The organism is Phyllobacterium sp. OV277 (assembly GCF_900104355.1).
Lineage (GTDB): Bacteria > Pseudomonadota > Alphaproteobacteria > Rhizobiales > Rhizobiaceae > Phyllobacterium.
Genome location: NZ_FNIY01000002.1, coordinates 820,681 through 836,983, shown reverse-complemented (window position 1 = coordinate 836,983; position 16,303 = coordinate 820,681). Strand labels below are relative to the sequence as shown.

Here is a 16,303-nt window from a genome sequence, read left to right as displayed (position 1 = left end):
CTATTATTCCACTCTTGTTCGGCGAAATGAAGCGTGTAAACTGACGATATGCCACCCTATTTTTGGTCAATATGCCGTATGAGTTTGACATTATGCTGACAGATGCCGATCACGCCCTGCTTTCCCTGCTACGCGAGAATGCCCGCGCCTCCACTGCCGACCTTGCCCGCAGGCTGGGCGTTTCGCGCACCACCGTGCAAAGCCGGATAGAGCGGCTGGAAAAACGCGGCATGATTCGCGGCTACAGCGTGCTGCTTTCGCCCGAATATGAGCGCGATCTGGTCAAGGCTCACGTGCTGGTGACGGCTTTGCCCAAATTTGCCAAGCGGGTGGAAGTGGCTTTGCGCGAGATTGCCTGGGTGCGCACCCTGCATTCGGTCAGCGGGCAGTATGATATGATCGTCATTCTTGAGGCTCCATCAATCAGTGAACTTGACACCCTGCTGGACCAGATCGGCGCGCTGGAAGGCGTGGAGCGCACCATTTCTTCCATTATCCTATCCACACGCATCGACCGCTAAAAAACAGAATTCCCGCTGCGTCAGAGTCCGCTTGACTCTTTGCCTCAATGGATTCCATAATAGAACATATCATGAACATTCAGGGGAAACCGTGGTGACAACCGTCGACCTTACGGCGTTGCGGCGCGACATTGCGTCTTTAAGCGAGCGAGATGCGCTGGAAGCGCATGCGCAGCGCAGCGCCTTTGGTTTTGGCGACAGAAGCATCGACAAAGTGCTTGGCAAAGGCCTGCAACGGGGAGCCCTGCACGAGGTCTTTTCAGCTGAAATGAATGATGCAGGAGCAGCAACCGGATTTGTCATCGCCCTTGCCTTGCGCTCTTCTTCTGGTCAAAGCCCTGTTATCTGGCTCGAAGAAGATTTTGCAGCTCAGGAACATGGCTTTCCCTATGCGCCGGGGCTAAAAAATCTCGGACTGGACCCGGAACGCCTTGTGATCGTGCGTTGCTCGTCACCACAGGATGTTCTGAAAGCCGCATCGGACAGTCTTGGCATCAGGGGAACTGGCGCTGTCATCATTGCACCGTGGAGCAATCCGAAGTGCCTTGACCTCACCGCCACCCGAAAATTGCTGCTTACTGCCCAGCAGACGGATGTGCCTGCCTTGCTTCTCCGGCTGGGCGCCGTTCCTATCGACAATTCCGCCGTGACCCGCTGGATAATCCGCTCTGCGCCTTCGCAGTCGAGTGGTGCCAACGCACCCGGGCACCCGGTGTTTGACGCAACCCTTATCCGCAACAGGCAGGGCATGACAGGCCATTGGATCCTGCAATGGGAGAGTGATGATCATGTTTTCAGACAGATCGAACCGGTTTCTGGCGCTGTGGTTTCTACACCTGCCCACCGACCGCCTCAAACGCGAAAATCCGCAACGGGCTAAATCCGATCAGTTTCTGATCGTGGTCGACAAGGTGGCCAATGCCCTGCGGTTGACTGCACTCGATGAGAGAGCCACCAAGGCAGGATTATATAAGACCATGGCTTTGACCGATGCCCGTGCGCAATTCGAACAGCTTGATATTGCCTTCGCTTCGCCGCGCAAGGATGCAGTCCTTTTGGAAAAACTGGCCGACTGGTGCGACCGTTACACGCCGCTGGTGGCACTTGATGGGCCTGATGGGCTCATACTCGATATCTCAGGCTGCGTGCATCTTTTCGGTGACGAAGAGACGATGCGGAAAGACATCCACCAGCGCCTGAACCAGCATGGCATGATTGTCCGCTCCGCCATTGCTGGCAACGCTCCCGCAGCCCATGCCTTTGCCCGTCATTCGCCGGGTGGTGTGATTGAGGACGCATCACTCAACGAGAAATTGCGCCGTTTGCGTCTCGTCAGTCTCGATATCGAAGACGTGCATCTGGCCGGATTGAAACGGGCGGGATTGCGCAGTGTTGGTGATATCGAAGTTCTCCCGCGCGCGGCCCTTGCTGCTCGTTTCGGCTCCGAATTGATTGACCGTCTGGATGCGCTTTTCGGTTACACGAACCAACCGATCTCCCCTCGGCGCATTGTGCCAGTCTGTATGGTCGAGCGACGGATGGCCGAGCCGCTGATCGTCATGGAATCGGTTGAGCTTGTGCTTCATGCGCTGGGCGACGAACTCTTCAGACAGTTGCAACAGCGCGTCGATGGCGCGCGGGAAATCGAGGCCTCCTTTTTCCGCGTCGATGGCCATGTCAGGCGTATCAATATTCAGGCGGGACAGCCGGTTGTTGATACCAAGACCCTGTTCAGACTGTTGAAAGAGCGGCTGTCCACGCTGTCTGAACCACTTGATGCCGGTTACGGTTTTGATATTGTCCGCCTCGCTGCCGTACGGGTCGAGCGAACGCAGACACTTCAGAAAAGCCTCGACAACAATGTTCAGGAAACCGAGGAAATCGGTAGCCTGATCGACCGGCTCTCCATTCGTCTCGGCACGAACAGGGTCTTGCGCCCGCACCCCGTCGATACACACATTCCCGAACGCGCCGTTTCACTGGAACCTGCATCGCAGACGACGACAACCCCGCCTGTTGAATGGACACCGGATCATCATCCGGGCGAACCACCTGAGCGCCCGATCCGTCTGTTTCAGCCGCCGGAGCGGATCGAAACCATGGCCGGGGTTCCTGATGGTGCCCCGGCACAATTCGTCTGGCGAAAAATCAGGCACAATATTGTTCTGGCTGAAGGACCGGAGCGCATCGCACCGGAATGGTGGCGTGAACATGCGGGTGCCCTGACACGGGATTATTATCGGCTTGAGGACAATCAGGGCCATCGCTTCTGGGTGTTTCGCGAGGGCCTGTATGAGCGCGGCCAGACCACACCGCGCTGGTATCTGCACGGGCTCTTTGCGTGATGGCGAGCTATACGGAGCTTGCCGTCACCAGCAATTTCTCCTTTCTCGAAGGCGCGTCACAGCCGGAAGAACTGGTACAAGCGGCAGCCCTGCTGGGCCTTGAAGGCATTGGCATTGCTGATCGCAACACGCTTGCTGGGGTGGTGCGCGCCTATAAGGCCCATAAGGAACTGACGGAGGAAGAAGGCGTAAAGCTCAACCTCTTTATCGGCTGCCGGCTGATGTTTACCGACAGCACCCCCGATCTGATTGTCTACCCGCGCGACCGCACAGCCTACGGCCAGCTTTGCCGTCTTTTAAGTGAAGGCAAAGAGCGGGCAAAAATCAAAGGCCTGTGCCATCTGGAGCTTGAGGACTTCCTCTTGCACGCCAAGGATTTCCAGACGGTGGTTATGCCTCCGGCACACCCCGATAAAAGCCTCGGATCTTTGCTGAAAAAACTCGCCATGGTAGCGCCGGGCTGCGTCTGGCTTGGGCTCGCCATGCCCTATCAAGGGGCTGACCGGCGCTACGGTGAGCGGCTGGAACGAACAGCGGTTGCTGCTGGCGTTCCTCTGCTGGCGGTCAACAATGTGCTCTACCACACCCCCTCCCGTCGTCCCTTGCAGGACGTGCTGACCTGCATTCGCGAGCATGTGACCATTTATACGGCGGGACGAAGACTGGAACAGAATGCGGAAAGACATCTGAAATCACAGGAGGAGATGCAGCATCTTTTCCGGCATTTCCGCTCTGCCCTTGAGGAAGTCCCGCGCTTCGTCAAACCGATCACCTTCTCCATGGGTGAGTTGCAATATCTCTATCCGGATGAACCGGTACCACCGGGTAAAACGCCACAGCAGCATCTGGTCGACGAGACGTGGAAAGGAGCTGCAAAACGTTATCCTGAAGGCATTCCTGATATGGTCCGCGACCTCCTGAACAAGGAGCTGACGCTGATCGGAACGCTTGGATATGCACCCTATTTCCTGACAGTGCATGATATCGTCACCCATGCGCGGTCATTGAACATCCTGTGTCAGGGACGCGGTTCATCCGCCAATTCCGCAGTCTGCTACTGTCTGCATATCACCGCTGTCGATCCCACCAACGGCAATGCGCTTTTCGAACGCTTTCTTTCAGTAGAGCGTAAGGAACCACCCGATATCGATGTCGACTTCGAACACGAGCGGCGCGAAGAAATCATGCAATGGGTTTACGAGCGCTATGGTCGACATCGCGCCGCCATTGTCGCGACTGTCATCAGCTATCGCCCGCGCAGCGCCATCCGTGATGTCGGCAAGGCGCTGGGATTGACGGAAGATGTAACCGCTGCCCTTGCCAATACGGTGTGGGGCAGTTGGGGTACAACCGTGGAGCAGCATGAGGTGCGCCAAGCGGGACTCGATCCTGAAAACATCATGATCCGCCGCGCCGTCAAACTGGCAACGGAGCTTATGGGGTTCCCCCGCCATCTCTCGCAGCATGTGGGCGGTTTTGTTCTGACACAGCAACGGCTGGATGAAACTGTTCCCATTGGTCCGGCAGCCAAAAAAGATCGCTCTTTTATCGAGTGGGACAAGGATGACATCGACACCCTCAGGATTATGAAAGTCGATGTGCTGTCACTCGGCATGCTGACCTGCATCCGCAAGGCTTTTGATCTCATTCATCTGCATAAAGGCGGCGAACGCTACGAACTTGCGACTGTCCCGCAAGAGGATTCTCGGGTTTACGACATGCTCTGCAAAGCCGATTCCCTTGGTGTGTTTCAGGTGGAAAGCCGTGCCCAGATGAACATGTTGCCGCGGCTGCGCCCGAAGAAATTTTATGATCTGGTCATCGAGGTGGCTATTGTGCGTCCTGGCCCCATTCAGGGCGATATGGTTCATCCCTATCTGCGCCGTCGAAATGAGATTGAAAAAGTTGATTATCCCTCCCCGTCTCCTGAGCATGGCGACAAGGACGAACTGAAAAATGTTCTGGTAAAAACCCTTGGCGTTCCACTGTTTCAGGAACAGGCTATGCGCATCGCCATTGAGGCGGCGGGCTTTACTCCTGATGAAGCCAATAAATTGCGCAGCGCCATGGCTACATTTCGCAATCGCGGCACCATTCATAAAATGCAGGAACAGATGGTCGAAGGCATGGTGCGTCGGGGATATGAACGCACCTTTGCGCAGAACTGTTTCAACCAGATCAAAGGCTTTGGCGAATATGGTTTTCCGGAAAGCCACGCGGCGAGTTTCGCCATTCTTGTCTACATTTCCTCGTGGATCAAATGTCATCACCCGGAAGTTTTCGCTGTCGCGCTGCTGAACTCCCAGCCCATGGGTTTCTACGCCCCGGCTCAGATTATCCGCGATGCAAGAGAACACGGGGTAAAAGTGCTTCCGGTCGATGTCAATTTTAGTGAGTGGGACAATACGCTGGAAAAAGACACCAATAACCAACTCGCGATGCGCATGGGCTTTCGACAGGTCGACGGCTTCTCTAAGGCTTGGGCGGAGGAGATTTGCAAAATGCGGATGCGGCCTTATGTGGATATCGAAGAAGTGCGCCGCATGACACGGCTGGAACGCCGCGCCTTTGTCCTGCTTGCCGATGCAGACTGTTTTCGCTCGCTTCGTATCGACCGGCGCGAAGCACTCTGGGCTGTTCGCAGATTTCCAGACAACACAACTCTACCCCTATTTCAAATTGCGGAAACCAACGAACTGGCACAGGAAGCAGAAACACGCTTGCCGCAAATGCAAATGGCCGAGCATGTCATTGCCGATTATGAATCCATCCGGCTCTCGCTCAAGGGCCACCCCATGCAGTTTCTGCGTGAATCTCTTATCGCTGAAGGCGTGGTGACCTGCAAACAGGCGACGTCCATGACCAGTAAAAAGCGCGTCAAACTTGCCGGTGTTGTCACTGTTCGGCAGAGGCCGGGCAGTGCTAAGGGCGTCGTCTTTATGACAATCGAGGATGAAACCGGCATTGCCAATATCATCGTCTGGTCAAAGATAATGCGCATCTATCGCAAGGAAGTCATGAGTTCCCGTCTCATCCTCATTGAGGGTGTCGTGCAAAGCAGCGATAACGTAACGCATATCGTTGCTGGCAAGCTGATTGATCGCACAGCTGACCTTTACCGTCTTTCCGAGCAATTGCCATCTTTGCCCGTATCTCGGGGCGACGAAGTGGTGCATCCGGTTCCCGATCAATCAAGAGCTCGCCATCCACGCAATGTGCGCATCCTACCCAAATCCCGGGATTTTCATTAGGCCTGTTTACGGCCTTTGACCAAGGCGGTCCGATCAATGGCGGTGATCATGCAAATCTCCAGATCACCAATACCATCAAGTATTTCTTCACTCGAAATACCGGCTGCCTCCGCATCGGCGGTGCATTTGGCTACAAGCTGTTTTGGCCTTGGATCATGATGCGCCATATCCGCCGGTCGTGTGGCGTGGACATTGGCTTCAATCCAATTATTGACGAAATCAATCGCACGTTGGCTCATGCTGTCCTCCTATATACCTCCAGTCAAAACTGTCGGCGGCGGAGAAGGTTGCGAAAAAAGCAGAATATCACACTGCTTCTTTTGCCCAAACCGTAAACTTGGTCAGCACATTTGGACCAAAAACATTGGTCAGCGGAACATCCGCTGCATCCCGTCCATGTGCTACTTTCACGCGCCCTATGCGCGGCTTGTTGTTGCGCGGATCAAATGCATGCCACTGTCCGCCCAGATAAACTTCCATCCAGGCACAGAAATCCATAGTGGAGTGCGGCAGAGGGACGCCAATATCGGTGATGTAGCCAGTGCAATAGCGGGTCGGAATATTGAGGCACCGGCAAAATGCCACCGCCAAATGGGTAAAATCCCGGCAAACGCCACGGCCTTCCCAATAGCCCGATGCAGCGGTGCGTGTCGGATTGGAAAACTCGTAGCCGAATGTAATGTGATTATGGACATAATCACAAACCGCCTGAACCCGCGGCCAGCCTTCCTGCGTGTAGCCGAAAAGCCGCCATGCGTCCTCACTCAATACATCCGTCTCACAATAGCGGCTGCCCAGAAGATAGACCAAAGTTTCAGCGGGCAAGTCCTGTACCCGGTGCTGAACGGCATCTAGAACAACCGGATCAGGCATGCCGCTGTCATGAACCACCGCATTGGTCGAGCAGGTGAATGGACCCGGCGCGGCAAGGATACGATTGCACCAATTGCCGAACTGGTCGTGATAACCATCAACGCTGGAGCCCAGTGTCGCCTCAAATGTCTCAATGCCTTCAATGTCATCCACCCGCGAATGATGCACATTCAAAATGGCAATCAGGGGCGTTTCCTGCGCGAAATCGAAACTCAACTCACACCCGACACTCAGTCTCATCAGCAGGCCCCTCAAGATATTGGATTATTATTTTTGGAATGATGTTCAAGACGACAGACTATCAGACAAAAAGCAACCGGCTCGATGACGAGCCGGTTAGAACGTTAAATCATATCGGCGATCACGCCCGGTCAACGACCTTCTTGACGGCATCCTTGGCCTTGCCCTTCACCTGCTGGGCATCGCCCTTCAGCTCCTGAGCCTTGCCTTCGGCTTGCAGCTTCGTGGAACCTGTCGCCTTGCCGGCTGCCTGTTTGATGTTACCGGCTGCCTTGTTTGCAAGTCCGGAAATCTTGTCACTTGTGCTACCCATCGGGGAACTCCTTGCGTGTTTGTTCACGCACTCTAAACGGCCCAATTGGCATCAGGTTCCAACGACCAAAGAAATATTCAAGATATTGAAAACAAAGTGAAATATGAATTTTTTATGCGAGAAAACCCGGCGCCCACGGGGGAACAGGCACCGGGTTCTGAACGTACCGACCACCATGTGATCAGCTAATTTGAAACGTCACAGAATTGTCTTGGTTCCCATCAAGTCATTGCTTTCTGCAAATGCCCGGATCATCAGGCGATCAAAGCCACAGCTTCTTTGATGGACGAGGAAAAATAGCAATTTTTGGTCGACCCAACGATCTTTTCACCCTCGACATTCCCAGAATCTTCCGCCCAGAAACCAATGATGATTTTAATGCGCGCGTTGCGCCGCCGGATACGGCGAACGAGATAGCGGGCATGCGCTATGGAAGACGTGTTGAGATAGCTGACATAAACAGCGCTCGCATCCGTCAGATCAAGTTTATCGATATTGACGGTCTCAAGTTCATCATGGGTAATATCACGAACATCGAAATCTTGCCGCTCCAGAATGTCGCCGACAATGACTGCCGCTGCATCGTCAAGATTGCCACGCCCGCCCGCCGAGATGATCGTCTTCGGTTTTTTGGTTGTATCGTTCTTTGCTTTTGCAGGTTCGGCACTTGTAGCACCCTCCTCTGCTTCCTCTTCCATATCCTCATGATCGGACAGGTTTTCAACGAGGCGTATCATGCTCTGTACAACCCTGCCGCGACGGGACGCATCCAGCACACCCCGCCCCCGGTCGTGTTCGGCGAGAAACAGTGCGGGCACAGCAACCGATACATAATAATCGCTGATTGGTGACGACTGGAGATAATCCTCTGCCTTCTCCGTGGCTTCATCAGGATCGCCTGACAACAACCGCTGATAAAGCTGTTGTGGCGGCAGCAGCACAGGCTCGTTGCCGAGCAGCACATCGAGAAACTCGAAGCGCGGCACATGGCGACCAAGCACGACGAGGCAGACCGTCAGTGGGGTGGAAAGAAGAAGCCCGATAGGACCCCATATCCAGGTCCAGACAATGGCCGCGAGCAGAATGGCAACCGGCGAGAGCCCGGTCCTTGAACCGTAAAGCACAGGCTCCATAATGTTGTTGCTGATGAGTTCCAGAACGATGAACAGGGCAGCGGTCCACAATAAAAGCATCCAGCCGGGGTCGACCGCCAGTGCAAGAATAAGCGGGAAAGACGCGGCGATGAATGGGCCGATATAGGGCACAAAGCGCAGCGCAATTGCCAGAAGACCCCAAAGCATGGGATTGGGAATACCGATAAGCCAAAGACCAATCCCGATCGGAACACCAAAGCAGATATTGATGACCAACTGCATCAGGAGATATTGGCCGACACGCTTGCCCGCATCATGCAAGGCTGTCGTCGTGCGATGAATATCGCTGGCCCCCACGAGTTTTATAAAGCGATCACGCAAATCCTCGCGTCGCAGCAACATGAAGATGACAAACACAATGACAATGCCAACCGTCGCCAATGGCTGGATCAAGGGTCCGGCAACGGTTTGCAGCAATTGCAGGGGATCAGGCGCAGGATAGCGAATTTCCACCGGAACGGGCTTGTCGGGATCGTCCTTGCGCAGAGGCGGCCGGTTTTGCTGGTCCGCCGGTGCTACATTTTGCGGCGGCTGGGCCTTTTGATCGTTATTATTGGCAGCAAACCGCTCCACTTCATCGGACCGGCCAATTTCCTCGCCAAGGCGTTTGAACATACGCACGCCGCGATCAAAAACACCGTTGCCCGACTGAGCATCTTTGATGGTCCGGATCTTCGCCTCGATATTATACTGATAACTTGGCAAATTCTGCGCCAGCACTGTCAACTGACCAACCACAATTGTGGCAAACAGGAATATTGCGATAAAGGCGGTCAGCACAACGCTGATAACCGACAGAACTTTTGGAATTCCGAAGCGATGGAGATAAGTGACCAAAGGCGACAGGGCGAAGGTTAAAAGCAGCGCCAACGCAAGCGGAACCAAAATATCCCGGGCAAAATAGAGCGCACCAATCACGGCAATGGCAACAATAACGGGCGGAAATTGCATTCGCCCGTCAATCTCAGCCTGAGTGGGCGCATAAACTGATTTTTGCGTGACGCGCTCTACCGCGCGAGGTGAAGTCTTCCGCGTAGTTTCAGACGGCATAATCGCCCCACTCCCCCGAAATCATACAATCCCTCTCCATTTGAAACACGCCACTGAAACGAAGCCGGCTGAATTTGGTTGCATCAGCCATGCTGACATCGCTGCAAAGCGGACAAAATCATCGTCTTGCGATCAGACGGTCCGAAATAGAGGCTGCAATGCCCCGGAACAAAAACCGATATCGGAAGTTTTCAGAATAACGGACCGCTCAAAAGGAGAGAGGCAGACATGCCAGTGACCACCATTCTGATTATCATTCTGATACTGGTCCTCATCGGCGTATTTCCCAGCTGGCCCTACTCGCGGGCATGGGGTTACGGCCCGTCCGGCCTGTTTGGTATTGTGCTGGTTATCCTGCTTATCCTGCTTCTTTTGGGCCGCATCTAATTGAAATGCTTGAATTCTGACCTGACCCACAGATCAGACATCACAATCAGGAGTTACTGAATATGCTGCGTGGAGTTTTGCTTTGGCTCATCGGCTTGCCATTACCGATCATTCTCATTCTCTGGTTCCTTGGCTACCTTTCATAGGAGCACTTCAACCCATGTCCTTTGCGCCGGCCACTGGGCCGGCGTTTCTTTCTCATCATTACATTACACAGGAACCATATTCCCATGATGAAACGCCTCTTGATCACCACCGCTTTGATGACAGTTCTTACCACCTCCGGCTTCGCTCAGAGCCAGGGTTCCAACCCGACTGAAATGCGCGGAATTTTTAACGAAGCGGCCAAGCCGGTGCCAAGCGCCGGACGCTATCTGAAAGCCGAGCGAGGACAAATTCTGACATCAGGATTAATCGGGCAGAAAGTCTATACCGGCCCTCAGGATGATGCTGTCTCCATCGGCGGAGTAAAAGATGTGGTGCTCGATGCCAATGGTATGGCGCAGGCTGCAATCGTCGGTGTGGGTGGTTTCCTCGGTATCGGCGAGAAAGATGTGGCTGTTGTATTGAATGACCTGAACTGGGCAGACCGCGCGGATGGTAGCCGTTGGCTCGTTATCACCACCAGCAAGGAGGAGCTCGAAAAAGCACCCGCCTTTGACAAGGCTGCATTGGCTGGCGAAGGCGTTTCTGCAGAATTTGCAAAACCCGCACTTCAGCCCGCAAAGCCTGTGCCGGAAGCAACAACAAGCGTGCGCGATGGTTTGAAAGCGGTACCGGCAACTGCTGTCAGCGCCGAAAAGTTGATTGGCACAACGGTCTACGGTTCTGACGAAGAGACATTGGGCACAGTGGGAGATGCCCTGATGACGCCTGATGGTCAGGTGGAAGCATTTGTCGTGGATGTCGGTGGCTTTCTCGGTTTGGGAAAGAAACCAATCGCTATTTCAATTGAGAATCTTGACCTGCTCGCTGGCAAGGACGGCAAGATCGCTGTCTATACGCCGTTCACCAAGCAGCAGCTTGAAGCGCATCCAGCCTATACCGAGGAGGCTTACAAAGCGGATAGCGAGAAAATTCTGCTGCGCGGCAGCGCCGAATAGCACCTGTATACCATAACAAAAGTGGGCAGTTGCGCCGGCGATGGTCTTTGCTCCGCTTTGGAACCAATATCTGTGCGGGGCGTTTCCACCCATGAAACCTATATTTCTCAAGGAGTTCCTTTAATGGCGTCAGTATCTTCAAAAGTTCGCAAAGCCGTGGATGATGCAACCGAAACCAATCCTGATCTTCAGGCACAGGTGGCCGCATTGAAAGAGGATATTGCGAGCATTGCTGCGACACTCGCCAAAATCGGCAAGAATTCAGCGAGAGAGGCGACAAGCAATGCCTCCTCAAGCTTTGAAAACGCCCGTGCACGCGGTGAAGACGCTTTGGACGAAATTCGCTCGCAGGCAAAGGCACTTGAAGATCAGTTGACTGAGACTGTGCGGGAAAATCCCTTGACGACGGTTGCTGTCGCCGCGGGTGTCGGATTTCTTGTGGCTCTGATAGCCCGTCGCTGACATGCTGAAATTGCTGGCCCCACTTCTGTCCAGTGCTGTTTCTGGAGAGCTCGGTTCTGCGGTGAACAGGGCGAAACGGCGTGCTATTTTCCTGGCGCTGATTGGCATTCTATCGGTAGTTGGCGCGATCTTCCTGCTGGTGGCAGGCTACATCGCGCTCGCAGAACGTTTCGGCGAACTGCATGCAGCCCTGATTCTGGCCGGAGGCGCGTTCGTTCTTGCGCTACTGGCCTATATCGTCATGAAAATTTCCGAAATAATTGCCCGCAAGCGCCAACGCGAGCGGTCAAAGGTTGATAAATCAACCCTTCTGACTATCGCTGCACTGGCAACCGCGCCTACCGTATTGAAATCGCGCGGACTGCTGATGCTCGCTGTTCCCGTCATTGCTTTTGCCGGCCTCTCTCTTCTTACGAAGAAAAAGCCCTCAACCAACGACGATGTTTGAGCTTTCCTTTATCGGCATGGAAATCAGAACTTCCATGCCGGTTTCGGGATAACTCAACCGGACACTGCTCGACAAAACCTTATCCAGACTGCGCTCAATCAATCGCTCGCCCAGACCGCGGGCTGCCGGAGGCGTGACGCGCGGACCGTCTGTTTCCACCCAATGGATAACGACACGCGATTCATCGAGACCGGGTTCCGTCTGCCACGAAACACGCACCCGGCCATGTGCTGACGACAGCGCACCATGTTTGGCTGCATTGGTAGCCAGTTCATGCAACGCAATGCCAAGACCCAGCGCATGATCCGGCGGCAGAACCATATCCTCGCCCTCAAGAATGACCTGTGAGGGGTCATAGATCGCATAGGGCTCGACCTGTTTTGTAATGAGATCAATGAGACTGATGCCGCTCCATTCCCGATCCGACAAAAGCGTATGCGCCTCGGAAATCGCTCTCAGGCGGCCAGAAAATGCTTCCATGAATTCTGCCGGATCGGAGGTCCGGTTGAGCGTCTGCCGTGCCAGAGACTGCAGCATAGCCAGCGTGTTTTTGACCCGGTGATTCAATTCGCGCAGCAACAGCCGCGTTTTCTCCGCAGCATTGCGGGTGCTGGTGATATCGATATTCACACCAACAGCAACCAGCGGCTTGCCCGCCGCATCACGCTCGAAAATACGACCTCGACCCAATAGCCATTGACCTGACGATGCGGCGCGAAACTCACCGACGTAATCCTGATTATGGGCGAGCGCCCGTGTGAATGCGGATTTCATCAGCGGAAAATCATCCGGATGCATCGCACGAAACACATCCTCCCCATTGATCGGCTTGTCATCCTTGAGTCCAAGCATGGAATAGGCCATCTTATTGCCTGTAAATTTCCCTGTTTTCAGGTCCCACACCCAACTGCCAACATTGCCGACCTCCAGCGCCATATCATTGCGCAACTCGTCTCTGTGCAATGTTGCAATGGAATTGGTGCGGCTTTGCGCATCACGCTTCAGGCCAAGAAACGAGCCTGCAAGCCGAGCCACCCGGTTGAGCTGGGATTGAAGCTGCGGCGCGATGGCATGAACGGGTTCGACGGATGCGATAATCAATGCGCCAACAGGCTCTTCTTCAACGCGCACAGGAACAGCTGCGACAAACCGCACTCCCTGGGCCGCGGACACGGCGTGGTTATCGGAAAAGCGTTTGTCTGCGCGCGCATCGGGAATGACCAGACAATCATCCCCGGAGAAAGCCAGCGCGCCAGCACCGAAAACCCACAGGTCAGGCGATCGGTTGGAAATTGTTCCTGCTTGCGTCAGTATCTGGTTTTGGTTCTCTCCAACCAGCACAATTTGAGCCACGTCACTGCCCGACAATGACAACGCCAGAGACACAAGATCGTAAAGTTCATCCGACTGAAATTCCAACTGACTTACAGCCGAAAGCACATCCAACCGAGCTGGGGCTGACAGAGATTCTGACATGTTTTCGGAAATATGGCCTGACTTCATATTCACATGACGCCCCTTGTCGAGCCGCCCTTACTTTCAACATTAAAACAGCTTCGGATATCAACGCGACGAATTACCCTTTGTTCCCCAATCGGAACATTTATTCGCCAGCGCCGTTTCTTTCTGATCAACACTGCAAGGGAGAAATTTATGCTCGAAGTCAAAGACATTCTATCCGACAATAGTCTGACCAGACCCGCAAAAATTGAAAAACTGCAGGAACTTTTAAGTGAAGCAAGAGGATTGCAGCGCGCGGCAACCGAAGGCGGAATGGACACTGACGATGGTTCCACCCGCAACCTGCGCGATATCGAGCTTGCTCTTGAAAAGCTAAAAGCAGACTTGCCGGAGACCGGCGCGGCAACGCTCTGACGCGCCTTCATTCGTTTTCTGCCTTCTTTTTTTCTGGAGTCCCGCCGCTCTGGAGCGAAGGAAATGTAACCGTCACCAATGTGCCGCCGCTTGGGTTTGCAGCGTAGTTCACCTCACCTCCAAACTGTTGACACAGCTGCGCAACAATCACCGATCCAATACCGGATGCACGTTTTTGGAGCTTCTTCTGGATACCAACGCCGTTATCTGCAATATCAAGCGCAACAACACCGTTCACATCATGCGCCAGACTGATTGCAATCGACCCGGCGCGGTTATGCGGGAAGGCGTGCTTGATTGCGTTCATGGTCAACTCGCCAATGATGATACCCAGTGTTGTGGCGTCGCGCGAACTCAGGTCAATGGGTTCAATATGGGAGCTGATCCGGATATCCCGGTCATGAATATGGGATTCTTTCAGATCAGCAATGATCTCCGGCAGATACTCATCGGCTCGAACAGTTTCGTGATCTTTGCCCAGCCGGAGGCGACGATGCGCCGAAGAAATCGTCTGGATACGATCACGCGCAGCACCAAGAGCTGCTCGGATTTCCTCCGACGACACATCACGCATCTGGATACCGAGAAGCGATGAAACTGTTGCCAATGAATTACCGATGCGATGATCGGAATCCTGAAGAAGCGTTTCGACACGCGCCCTCTCGCGCGTGGCCACCAGCATGGCTTTTTCCAGCTCGGCGGTACGCAGTTGCACCATTTCTTCCAGCTGTGATTTTTCAGAAAGGAGCGTTGATTGGCCCTCGGTAAGCTTGCGGACATAGCGCTTGGTACGGCTGGCGAGGATATAGGCCAGAATAAGCGCACCTCCGAGAGACGCAATTGACGCGATCGTAAGCCAGAATCGCAGGTCATCCATGGCAATATTGCGTGCTATGAGCCGCCGGTCCTCTTCAGCCAGAAAACCGTCGATGGTTTTCTTGATTTCATCCATTTGCCCGATACCGAAATCCGGTCCAAGCGAAGCAAGGGCATCGCTGTTGTTTCCGGCAAGCGACAGCGCAATAGCTGAATCAACTTTTTGCTGTTTCTGTTTCGCCAGCCCCTGAATTTGGCTAACGATGACCTGCTGGCGCGAATTGCCCCTTGTCATCTCGTTTAACGTGTTGAGCGATTCATCCAGATGCGATGATGAAGTGCGATATAAATCGAGAAAGGCCGGGTTCTGGGTCAGAAGAAAACCACGCTGGTTGCTATGAGCCGCATTCAGAAGTGCCAGCGTACGGTCTGCCTGCTCGCGCACCCGGTACGTGGCGATGACGTCATCCATCTGGTTATTGAAACCGCGGGTCAGAATAACGGTTGATGCAGCCGCCGTGACAATTAGGACAAGCGAGATCAAAATTGCCAGCCCGCGCCCCGGTCTCTCGGAAAAACCCGTCAATATTCTACGCCATTGCATCACATGCATTGCTCCTGACAACCGAGGCGTTCGGATCGGCCTGCGTTCCATGAATGACTTAGATAAAGGGTCTCTGCACCTTCGGCAAACCCTGCCACCCCGATATATCCAGAAGCATTGCTTCATCAAGAACTTCACACCCGCGATCAACCCAGCGTAATGCACCGCGAGCGGCGAGTTTCTTGAGTGTCTTATTGGTATGCACAATAGACAGGCCAAGCGTGTCTGCGACATGCTGTTGCCTGAGCGGAGCGAAAAGTTTGTTGTCCTTCACCATGCCCACTGATTTGGCACGCTGGAAAATAAACGCAAACAGATATGCCGCACGCTCTAACGCAGAGCGCCTGCCGACACTCAGCAGAATTTCATCCAGCATCTGCTCTTCGCGTGATGCCAGCCATGTAATGTCATAGGCAAGACTGGGGAAATTGCGAAAAAGATTAGGTAACTTATCGCGTTGGAACATGCACAGAATGACTGGCGACATCGCCTCGATAGAGTGCTGCATCTCTTTCATCAGGGACCCTTGCAATCCGATAAGGTCACCGGGGAGCACATAGTTGAGTATCTGCCTGCGGCCATCTTCAAGGGTTTTATAGCGAAACGCCCACCCCGACAGAACCGTGAACAGATGCGCACTGTTGGCGCCCTCAACCAGAAACGTTGTACCGGTGTCAGCAACAAGTTCACCTGACTTGAAGCCAGATAGAAACGTTACCTCTTCCTTGTCATGCGGCTGAAAATGCGGAAAATCCTGTAAGGGACACTTTTCGCAAGGGAATTGCCGCACCGTTGAAGCTGAGCTTGTTTTCATGTTTTTCTCAATTGAGAGTTGTCCGGCACGCTAGCACGATGGCGCTC

16 protein-coding genes are annotated in these 16,303 nt (G+C 53.9%); 9 read left to right on the top strand and 7 right to left on the bottom strand.

What is annotated here, in order from left to right; all coding sequences use genetic code 11:
• Window positions 1-92 precede the first annotated feature (92 nt).
• From BLU05_RS10075 to BLU05_RS10060, 4 genes are all read left to right on the top strand, one after another.
• Window positions 93-521, top strand: coding sequence for an Lrp/AsnC family transcriptional regulator (locus BLU05_RS10075; RefSeq protein ID WP_091880232.1), 429 nt, complete (start codon window positions 93-95; stop codon window positions 519-521).
• A 94-nt stretch (window positions 522-615) separates the two neighbouring features.
• Entirely contained in the window at window positions 616-1,401 is a 786-nt protein-coding gene (locus BLU05_RS10070) for an ImuA family protein (protein ID WP_091879650.1), read from the top strand.
• Entirely contained in the window at window positions 1,310-2,866 is a 1,557-nt protein-coding gene (locus BLU05_RS10065) for a Y-family DNA polymerase (RefSeq protein WP_091879648.1), read from the top strand. Before BLU05_RS10070 ends, BLU05_RS10065 begins: the two co-directional genes overlap by 92 nt.
• Window positions 2,866-6,117 carry an error-prone DNA polymerase gene (locus BLU05_RS10060; RefSeq protein WP_091879647.1) on the top strand — a complete coding sequence of 1,084 codons (3,252 nt, stop codon included), beginning with the start codon at window positions 2,866-2,868 and terminating at the stop codon, window positions 6,115-6,117. The genes BLU05_RS10065 and BLU05_RS10060 overlap by 1 nt, the downstream gene beginning before the upstream one ends.
• Here the strand turns inward: BLU05_RS10060 and BLU05_RS10055 are convergent.
• From BLU05_RS10055 to BLU05_RS10040, 4 genes are all read right to left on the bottom strand, one after another.
• The gene (locus tag BLU05_RS10055; RefSeq protein ID WP_091879645.1) at window positions 6,114-6,356 is read right to left on the bottom strand and encodes a DUF768 domain-containing protein; all 243 of its coding nucleotides are present in this window, start codon (window positions 6,354-6,356) and stop codon (window positions 6,114-6,116) included. The two genes, BLU05_RS10060 and BLU05_RS10055, sit on opposite strands and share 4 nt — an antisense overlap.
• Window positions 6,357-6,423: 67 nt before the next feature.
• Window positions 6,424-7,230, bottom strand: coding sequence for a transglutaminase-like domain-containing protein (locus BLU05_RS10050; RefSeq protein WP_091879644.1), 807 nt, complete (start codon window positions 7,228-7,230; stop codon window positions 6,424-6,426).
• A gap of 121 nt (window positions 7,231-7,351) precedes the next feature.
• Window positions 7,352-7,543 carry a CsbD family protein gene (locus BLU05_RS10045; RefSeq protein WP_091879642.1) on the bottom strand — a complete coding sequence of 64 codons (192 nt, stop codon included), beginning with the start codon at window positions 7,541-7,543 and terminating at the stop codon, window positions 7,352-7,354.
• A gap of 254 nt (window positions 7,544-7,797) precedes the next feature.
• Window positions 7,798-9,747 (bottom strand): AI-2E family transporter, encoded by a 1,950-nt coding sequence (locus BLU05_RS10040; RefSeq protein WP_091879641.1) that lies wholly within the window; start codon window positions 9,745-9,747, stop codon window positions 7,798-7,800.
• A 228-nt stretch (window positions 9,748-9,975) separates the two neighbouring features.
• Between BLU05_RS10040 and BLU05_RS10035 the strand changes: the two genes are divergently transcribed.
• From BLU05_RS10035 to BLU05_RS10020, 4 genes are all read left to right on the top strand, one after another.
• Window positions 9,976-10,134, top strand: coding sequence for a DUF3309 family protein (locus tag BLU05_RS10035; RefSeq protein WP_091879639.1), 159 nt, complete (start codon window positions 9,976-9,978; stop codon window positions 10,132-10,134).
• 233 nt (window positions 10,135-10,367) lie between these two features.
• Window positions 10,368-11,237 (top strand): PRC-barrel domain-containing protein, encoded by an 870-nt coding sequence (locus BLU05_RS10030; RefSeq protein WP_091880230.1) that lies wholly within the window; start codon window positions 10,368-10,370, stop codon window positions 11,235-11,237.
• 123 nt (window positions 11,238-11,360) lie between these two features.
• Entirely contained in the window at window positions 11,361-11,699 is a 339-nt protein-coding gene (locus BLU05_RS10025; RefSeq protein WP_091879638.1) for an ElaB/YgaM/YqjD family protein, read from the top strand.
• A 1-nt stretch (window position 11,700) separates the two neighbouring features.
• A complete protein-coding gene (locus BLU05_RS10020; protein WP_091879636.1) occupies window positions 11,701-12,147 on the top strand; it encodes a hypothetical protein in 447 nt (148 codons plus the stop codon).
• Here BLU05_RS10020 and BLU05_RS10015 read toward each other — a convergent pair.
• Window positions 12,127-13,650: a sensor histidine kinase gene (locus tag BLU05_RS10015; RefSeq protein WP_091879635.1), complete on the bottom strand. Its 1,524-nt coding sequence runs from the start codon at window positions 13,648-13,650 to the stop codon at window positions 12,127-12,129. The genes BLU05_RS10020 and BLU05_RS10015 overlap by 21 nt on opposite strands.
• 6 nt (window positions 13,651-13,656) lie before the next feature.
• Between BLU05_RS10015 and BLU05_RS26410 the strand changes: the two genes are divergently transcribed.
• On the top strand, window positions 13,657-14,022 hold the full coding sequence (locus BLU05_RS26410) for a hypothetical protein (RefSeq protein WP_244518251.1): 366 nt from the start codon (window positions 13,657-13,659) through the stop codon (window positions 14,020-14,022).
• A gap of 7 nt (window positions 14,023-14,029) precedes the next feature.
• Here BLU05_RS26410 and BLU05_RS10005 read toward each other — a convergent pair whose 3' ends face one another.
• Entirely contained in the window at window positions 14,030-15,442 is a 1,413-nt protein-coding gene (locus tag BLU05_RS10005; RefSeq protein ID WP_175540556.1) for a sensor histidine kinase, read from the bottom strand.
• A gap of 58 nt (window positions 15,443-15,500) precedes the next feature.
• Window positions 15,501-16,256, bottom strand: a complete 756-nt coding sequence (locus BLU05_RS10000) for a Crp/Fnr family transcriptional regulator (protein ID WP_091879630.1) — start codon at window positions 16,254-16,256, stop codon at window positions 15,501-15,503.
• Between the last annotated feature and the right edge of the window lie 47 nt (window positions 16,257-16,303).